General features: G+C 59.7%; 8 protein-coding genes. 2 read left to right on the top strand and 6 right to left on the bottom strand.

The features are described from left to right. Both hprK and ACIREA_RS24995 read left to right on the top strand, forming a co-directional pair. Positions 1 to 874, top strand: an 874-nt coding sequence (hprK, locus tag ACIREA_RS25000; RefSeq protein ID WP_397385055.1) for an HPr(Ser) kinase/phosphatase, incomplete at its 5' end; no start/stop codon positions are given. Positions 875 to 897: 23 nt separating this feature from the next. Next, positions 898 to 1,170, top strand: a complete 273-nt coding sequence (locus ACIREA_RS24995; protein ID WP_395734000.1) for an HPr family phosphocarrier protein — start codon at positions 898 to 900, stop codon at positions 1,168 to 1,170. 135 nt (positions 1,171 to 1,305) lie between these two features. On the opposite strand, the gene ACIREA_RS24990 is transcribed toward ACIREA_RS24995, so the two are convergent. The 6 genes from ACIREA_RS24990 to ACIREA_RS24965 form a co-directional block, all read right to left on the bottom strand. After that, positions 1,306 to 1,566: a hypothetical protein gene (locus tag ACIREA_RS24990; RefSeq protein ID WP_397385054.1), complete on the bottom strand. Its 261-nt coding sequence runs from the start codon at positions 1,564 to 1,566 to the stop codon at positions 1,306 to 1,308. Positions 1,567 to 1,665: 99 nt separating this feature from the next. Beyond that, on the bottom strand, positions 1,666 to 2,058 hold the full coding sequence (gene rpsI, locus ACIREA_RS24985) for a 30S ribosomal protein S9 (RefSeq protein WP_377167641.1): 393 nt from the start codon (positions 2,056 to 2,058) through the stop codon (positions 1,666 to 1,668). Between the two features lie 22 nt (positions 2,059 to 2,080). Beyond that, positions 2,081 to 2,512 (bottom strand): 50S ribosomal protein L13, encoded by a 432-nt coding sequence (gene rplM, locus ACIREA_RS24980; protein WP_397385053.1) that lies wholly within the window; start codon positions 2,510 to 2,512, stop codon positions 2,081 to 2,083. A 166-nt stretch (positions 2,513 to 2,678) separates the two neighbouring features. Beyond that, positions 2,679 to 3,533 (bottom strand): alpha/beta hydrolase, encoded by an 855-nt coding sequence (locus ACIREA_RS24975; RefSeq protein WP_397385052.1) that lies wholly within the window; start codon positions 3,531 to 3,533, stop codon positions 2,679 to 2,681. 64 nt (positions 3,534 to 3,597) lie between these two features. After that, on the bottom strand, positions 3,598 to 5,091 hold the full coding sequence (locus tag ACIREA_RS24970) for an NAD(P)/FAD-dependent oxidoreductase (protein WP_397385051.1): 1,494 nt from the start codon (positions 5,089 to 5,091) through the stop codon (positions 3,598 to 3,600). Next, positions 5,088 to 5,801 (bottom strand): hypothetical protein (locus ACIREA_RS24965; RefSeq protein WP_397385050.1); only part of this gene is annotated, 714 nt, incomplete at its 5' end. The genes ACIREA_RS24970 and ACIREA_RS24965, both read right to left, overlap by 4 nt.

The following is a 5,801-nucleotide window of genomic DNA, read 5'->3' as shown; positions in this document are numbered from 1 at the left end:
CAGCGATGCGGGCTACACGCGCAAAATCAGCGAGCCCTCGGTGAACCGCCCCGGCTTGGCGCTGTCCGGCTTCTTCACCTACTTCGCCTACAAGCGCGTGCAGGTCATCGGCAACTCGGAGTGCTCCTTTCTCGAAGGCCTGGACCCCAAGCTGCGCGCGGCACGCTTCAGCCAGCTCTGCTCCTGGGACATCCCCTGCGTCGTCATCGCACGCGGGCACCGCATTGACGACGAATTGGTCCAGATCGCCAATGAGGCGGGCATCTCCGTCTTCCAGACCAGCATGATGACCATGAAGTTCCTCAATGCCGCCACCATCAAGCTGGAATGGGCCTTTGCTCCCACCCTGCTGGTGCATGGCTGCCTGGTGGACGTGCAGGGCCTTGGCGTGCTGATTCAGGGAGACAGCGGCTGCGGCAAAAGCGAAAGCGTCATCGGTCTGCTCCAGCGTGGCGCCAGCCTCGTGGCGGATGACGCCGTGCGGCTGCGCCTGATCGAAGACCGCGAAGTCATCGGCTCCGCCCCGGACATCACCCGTGGGATGATTGAAATCCGCGGCCTGGGCATTCTGAACGTGGCGGCGCTCTTTGGCGTCAGCGCCGTTCGTCTCAGCAAACGGCTGGATTTGATCGTGGAACTTGTGCGCGGCGCCAAAACCGAAGATTTGGAGCGCGTCGGGGCGAACTCCGACACCCGCGAGATCATGGGCCTCAAGATCGGCCGTGTGGCGCTGCCGGTGGAACCGGGCCGCGACGTGGCCGGACTCATCGAACTGGCCGCCATCAATTTTAAATTGCGTACCTTTGGCTACAACAGCGCCGTAGAGTTTGACCAAAGGTTGTTGAAAAAGATGACGGATGATCAATTAGGTTAACAGCAGCACCTTCCCTCACCACCATGAGCATTCAAAAAGAACTGACGATCCGCAATAAAATGGGCATGCACGCACGCCCGGCGGCGCAGTTCGTCAAGCGTGCCAGCAAGTATCAGTGTGACGTCTGGGTGGAAAAAGACGACGAGCCCGTGAACGGCAAAAGCATCATGGGCCTCATGATGCTGGCCGCAGGCCGTGGCGAGACCATCAAAATCATCGCCGACGGCAACGACGCCGAGGCTGCCGTGGCCGATCTCGAAGAACTCGTCACCTCCGGCTTTGGCGACGCTGAGTGACCCAATGCCCGTGGAGCGGTTGGGCGAGATGAGGAAATTTATGATTTATGATTTCGCAGACGGCCCAGCCGCCTGTCGAACTCCGGTCTCCCAAATCATAAATCATCAATCGTAAATCACAAATAGGCCGCCCCGTTACTTCTTCTTGTCATCCGCTGGCGGACGCGAATGCACCCGGATCTCGGTGTCCTCATCCACCACCGGGGGGGGCGGCTCCTTGAACATCTGCAGCATCATAAACCCGATGAGGTAGATCAAGCTGCCGCCGATGCCGGCACCGATGGCGATGAAACGCCGCTGCCAGGTATGCTCCTGATCAATGGCATACCAGAAGCGCATGCAGAACAAGATCCAGATGACGCTGGCGCCGAGAACGAGAAGATGACCTGAGGACATAAGAATGATTCTGGCGCGAAATGCCGCCGCCAGCGACAGAAAAAACAAAACCCCGCACAGGGCGGGGTTTTGCACACATCGAGCTGAAAAAAGGGTCGATTAACGCTTGGAGAACTGGAAGCGTTTGCGGGCGCCTGGGCGACCTGGCTTCTTACGTTCCTTGGCGCGGGAGTCACGGGTCAGCAGACCGTTCTGCTTGAGGACGCCGCGAAGCTCAGGATTCACGCCGATCAAAGCGCGAGCAATGCCAAGACGAACGGCACCCACCTGGCCGGTGCTGCCACCGCCGCTGGCGTTCACCTTGAAGTCATACGTCTGGCGGGAATTCGTGAGGGCCAGCGGGAACAGAATCTGGTTCTGCAGGGCGACCGTCGGGAAGTACTCTTCGAAGTCACGTCCGTTGACGGTGATGCTTCCGGCTCCTTCAGTGATGAAGACGCGGGCGATGGCGGTCTTGCGGCGGCCGGTGGTGGTTTTGAGAGGCTTGCTCATGCGATAGGTAACAGGGAAAGAATTAGGCGATGACGACAGGCTTTGGATTCTGCGCCTCATGCGGATGCGCTGCACCCTCATAGATCTTCAGCTTGCCCATGACAGCGCGGCCAAGACGATTGTGGGGGACCATGCCCTTCACAGCGCGCTCGACGAGAAGCTGGGGACGGCGGGCGCGGACGCGCTCGACGTTTTCGATCTTCTGATTGCCGACGTAGCCAGCTTTCGAGGTGTAGATCTTTTGGATCTCCTTTTTGCCGGTCAGGCGGACTTCGGCGGCGTTCAGGACGACCACGAAATCACCCGTATCAACGTGTGGGGTGAAAATAGGCTTGTTTTTACCGCGCAGGAGGTTGGCTGCGGTAACTGCGACGTCTCCAAGAATTTGGTTCTTGGCGTCGATGACCCACCATGTGGGGTTCTGCTCCTGGGCTTTTGCTGAAAACGTCTTCATTAGTGCTGTGTACGAAATATCTTCCGACTGGGAAAGAAGGGGCCGCGATGGTAAGAGGATTGGAGAATGTGTCAAGGTGGAAACCGAGTTATTCACAATGAAAATTCGCCTTGGCACCCATTTTTGGCCGATTGCCCGGTCCAAGCAGGCTGCGAGCCCATGATTTTCACTTCCGCCACAGCCATTTCATCGCCTCCGGGAAGAGGCTCGCGCCCTGTTTGCTGTTATGCGCGCCGTCCCCAAAGGTGAAGGTGTAATCGTACTGCTGGTAGGCCAGCGCCTTGGCCATCTGCTGGTTTGCCAGCGGCCAGTTGCCATAGGGATTGTCGAGATCGCTGCTGCCATCCTGCAAGTACACGCGCAGCGGTTTGCGCTCGGTGAGGCGGATGACGGAAGGGTACACATGCCCGCCCGCGAGATCGACGTAGCTGCCGATGGTGGAGAAGACCTTGCGAAACTTGTCCGGCCGCTCCCATGCCACCGTGAAGGCGCAGATGGCCCCGCTGCTGGCTCCGGCGATGGCCCAGCCTTCAGGATTCTCCGTGAGCTTATAATCCTTCTGCACCTGCGGGATGATTTCTTCCAGCAGGAAGCGCGCATAGACATCCCCCAGCGTGTTGTACTCCTTGCCCCGGTTGTTGTTCTTCCAAGCACTCTGAGGCTTCACCTCGCCGCTGTGGCCGGGATTGATGAAGATGGCGATGGTTGGCCGCATGTCCCCGCTGGCGATCAAATTATCAAACACCACCGGCACCCGCCACGCGCCCTTCAGGCCCACGTAGTCATGCCCGTCCTGAAACACCATCAGGTTTGCCGGTTGCTCCGCCTTGTACTGTGCCGGCACATAGATCCACCAGTCACGCTTCGTCCCCGCATAGATCTTCGACTCATGCACCGGCATCGGGATCACCTTCCCTTTTGGGGCGTCTGGTTTCTCCTGCGAGAGCGGTCCGAGTTTGTAGTCATCCACCGCGAGGGCGGAAAGGGAGAGTGAAAAAAGGAGAGGGAGGAGGAGGCGCATGGAAGGAGTTGAGCCAAGAAAAAGCGAAGGAGCAAGCCGAATCCCTGTCCAGCAAAGCCTCCCCTCACCCACCCTCCGGCAACCTCTTTGGCACGAGCCTGCCGCCCTCATTCTCCGGGGCAGCTCCTTCATGGTACTCCGCATCCTGGTTCACCTGCCAGAGGTCGTAAAGATTGGAGCCTTGGATGATGTTCCGGGCACAGAGCATGGCGGTCATCATGGAGTGATCCTGGTTGTTGTACTTGTGCATGCCATTGCGACCGATGAGATGCAGGCTTGGCAGGTGCTCTGTGACGGCCTGCCGGATTTCGCTGACGTGCGTGGCGTAGTCGGCATCGTATACCGGATAAGCCTTCGCCTGCCGGACGATGCAGCCGTCCACCCACTCGGAGGACTTGGCCAGACCGAGCTGCTCCATCTCCTTTTTGGCGAGTGATAGGAGGTCCTCATCCGAGCTCGTCCACAGGCCATCCCCTTCGAAACAGAAGTACTCCAGACCGTAGCTGGCGATGCTCTTGTCCGGCACCATCTCAGGCGACCACGACTTGAAGTTTTGAATGCGCCCGACTTTCACATTGGGGTCATGAATGTAGAGCCAGTTGTCAGGAAAGACATCCGCATGGCGATACATCAGGACCACGGTGATGAAGTCACGATAACGCAGCGCCTTGGCCGCAGCCTGAGCCGTGGCAGGCAGCGCGGGACTCAGGCTCGGAATAAGGTCGGCGATCGGCGCGGAGGAAATGAGGTGCTGCGATTTGAGCTCATGCACTTTGCCAGATGCATCACGATGCGTGACCGCCCACCGCTGCGTGGTGGCGTCGTAGGCACCGCTGACAAATCGAGTGCCCATGTGTATGCGCCCCCCCTGGGCAACGACCTTGGCCGCACAGGCCTCCCACATCATTCCCGGCCCGCGCCTTGGGTAACGGAAAGTATTGATGAGCGTCTTGATAACGCCGGAGCCCGCTTTTTCGCGCGGGCGCCAAAGCGCATTCTTGATGGCGGAAAAGAGCGAGAGTCCATTGATGCGCTGCGCAGCCCAGTCGGCGGAGATGTCCCGGCAGCTCATGCCCCACACCTTCTCGGTGTAGGTCTTGAAAAAGATCTCAAAGAGTCGCGAGCCGAACTGATTGCTCACCCAGTCCTGAAAGCTGGCTGGTTTCGCCACCGGCGAGATGCGCGCCTTCAAGTAGGACATGACGCAGCAAAACGACTCCCAGATGCCCAGCTTCATCAGTGCATCAAACGCCACGATGGGATAGGCAAAGAACTTCCCACGGTAGTAGATGCGTGACGAGCGCGGGCGCTCCAGCATGCCGTCAGGCAGCAGTTCGTCCCACAGGCTCTCCACCTCGGCGGACTTGGAAAAAAACCGATGCCCGCCGATATCAAAGAGGCAGTCCTTGTAGTTCACCGTGCGCGAGATGCCGCCGACCAGCTTCGGGTCCGCTTCAAGAATCTCCACCTGGATGCCCGCCTTGCCCAGCATGTAGGCAGCCGTCAAACCGGCAGGCCCCGCTCCAATGATGACGACCGCGGGTTCTTTTTCGCTCATTGGGATGGGGTGGGAGGTGGAGCCCCGGGTGCCTCGTAAAGTCGGTAAAAGCCCTTGGCAGTGACGACAGCGCCCCTGCGGATCAGTTCGGCTGTCATGCGTGCATCTCCAGCTGTTGCCTCTGCCGCTTCGATCTGCACCGCCAGCACATCCGGCTGGTAGCTTTCATTCGCAGGCAGCGCCAGCAGCCCAATCGATGTGGGCTGCACATCACACCTGAGATCCAGTGCCAGGCAAGGCGGAGCAGCAATGATCCGCCCGGCGACGGCGTCCTTGAGTTTCTCATGCACGGCCCAGCCCCCCGCATTGGCAGGAGAGCCGACAAACATGCGCCACCAGAGGACATTCGCGCCCATCGCCATGATCAGCAGCAAAGCAACGCCGCGACGGTGACATTCCCGGAAGAGTCCCGCATCCATGGCGGCCAGCAGGCTCAGGAAAGCCACGGGAAAAAAGTAGCGCTCCGGCCGGCACGACTGCGTGGCAAGTGCCGCCAGCCCCGCGATCACCGCCCAGGGAGCAGCCCCCAGCGCGCTGCCACTGCGGAAAGCACGCCACACGCACCAGCCTCCGCCCAGGAGCGCCGTGGCCACGTAAAAAGCCGCACGGAAATCCGGCAGCCCCCGGAACACGCCCAGCACATTGGCCACAGGATCAGTCCGCGCGACCATGTGCTGACGCCAGATTTCATTAAACCGATCATGATCGAC

Source organism: Prosthecobacter sp., assembly GCF_044373815.1.
Classification (GTDB): domain Bacteria; phylum Verrucomicrobiota; class Verrucomicrobiia; order Verrucomicrobiales; family Verrucomicrobiaceae; genus Prosthecobacter.
This window is presented reverse-complemented; position numbering and strand designations above follow the sequence as displayed.

Coding starts and splice junctions, on each gene's coding strand:
- rpsI (WP_377167641.1), bottom strand. CDS start 2,058: ATGAGCAAGCCTCTCAAAACCACCACCGGCCGCCGCAAGACCGCCATC.
- ACIREA_RS24975 (WP_397385052.1), bottom strand. CDS start 3,533: ATGCGCCTCCTCCTCCCTCTCCTTTTTTCACTCTCCCTTTCCGCCCTC.
- rplM (WP_397385053.1), bottom strand. CDS start 2,512: ATGAAGACGTTTTCAGCAAAAGCCCAGGAGCAGAACCCCACATGGTGG.
- ACIREA_RS24995 (WP_395734000.1), top strand. CDS start 898: ATGAGCATTCAAAAAGAACTGACGATCCGCAATAAAATGGGCATGCAC.
- ACIREA_RS24970 (WP_397385051.1), bottom strand. CDS start 5,091: ATGAGCGAAAAAGAACCCGCGGTCGTCATCATTGGAGCGGGGCCTGCC.
- ACIREA_RS24990 (WP_397385054.1), bottom strand. CDS start 1,566: ATGTCCTCAGGTCATCTTCTCGTTCTCGGCGCCAGCGTCATCTGGATC.